This is a genomic window from Peribacillus sp. NPDC056705 (assembly GCF_043656335.1).
The window spans coordinates 1-1,231 of record NZ_JBHTYI010000093.1; the positions used below are offsets into that span (position 1 = coordinate 1).

The 1,231-nt window shown below is 51.3% G+C and carries 1 protein-coding gene and 1 pseudogene; both read left to right on the top strand.

What is annotated here, in order from left to right:
- Window positions 1-373: pseudogene (locus ACFRAK_RS27575) on the top strand (vWA domain-containing protein); the annotation flags it as partial.
- Between the two features lie 16 nt (window positions 374-389).
- A complete protein-coding gene (locus ACFRAK_RS27580; RefSeq protein WP_394572972.1) occupies window positions 390-1,034 on the top strand; it encodes a beta-mannanase in 645 nt (214 codons plus the stop codon).
- Window positions 1,035-1,231 lie beyond the last annotated feature (197 nt).

Genomic DNA, 1,231 nt, shown 5'->3' on the forward strand with positions numbered 1-1,231 from the left:
AACTGGTGCAACGGCAAATAGCCTTTACTACCAGATTGGCAGAATTATCGCGTTGCTCTTGATCGGAACTGCGATGGGCTTATCACTGGGTCTCGTATTTGATAATCGTCATCTCGCGTTGAGCTTTAGCGTCGGCGGGGCGGTATCGGGCATGCTTGCCGGGCTTGTGCTGGAGTACGGCTTGGCCGGGGGGGAAGTCAGGGATGCACTTGTTCGTCTGCTGGCCTGTCTGATTCTGGCGGGCGTACTGGCTATGTTCACGGCGGTGATTCCTGTGAAGGAGAACAGCAAACTATATAGTCAGCATCTTGCGCAGCGACCGGGTCAATCCGGTACGAGACAGCGTCCACACGATTCAAGCCGAGGATTCTAATCGGGAGGCATGTAACATGATGCAGTTTAGACAGGCAGAGCCCGGAGATTTGATTATTCAGGGGCTCAGTTATCAGGTAGATGAGGGCAATTGTACCCTTCGGTGGCATTGGCCGCCAGGTTTACAAGCGGTATATATACATCGCGAATTGAATAACGAAGGATTCGTATCGTCCGGGAGCCCGGATCCCAAGCGGCTGCGGTTGTACACGCGTGATGAATTTAAAGCCAATAACGGTTATAAGGATCGCGTGGACGGCATTGGTCAGATGGCCTACACGGTGTACGCATTATCGCCAGAAGACGGGGAGCAGACGTTACTGATCCAGTCGGACCAGTCCAACCGTATTCACTTTAGTACCGGTAAAGCTAAGCTGGTATACTCCATTCGCGAGAAGAGTCGCTGGCTGCAGCCCTACAAGTCGATTGAGATTCAGGTGATAGCTGAAGTACCGGTTCCGAAGGAAGCGCTATGTTATGTGAAGAAGCAAGGCGCAAATCCAGCCAATAAGGAGGACGGGATCATGTACCCGTTCGTGACGGACTTTGTGGCCGGACGCAATGCCTTGCCTGCTATCGAGGTGGCGAAGAACGATTATGTGCGGTTGTTTTTTACGGACGGGAAGAGGTACGGATCGTTGTACGAATTGGTGTATAAATAGACATTCCGGACTAGCCGTATGACGAGAGAAGAACTCGTCAAGGTCCGGAGTAAGCTAGAGGTTTAAAGGGAGGAACATAGGATGGGCATTTTTGATATATTCAAGAAAAAACCGGAGCCGGAGCCAAGACCGTTGTTCTACGATATTGTGTGTCCGTACTGCTTCAGCAAATTTGAGCCGAAGGAGGTTGTCTTTCG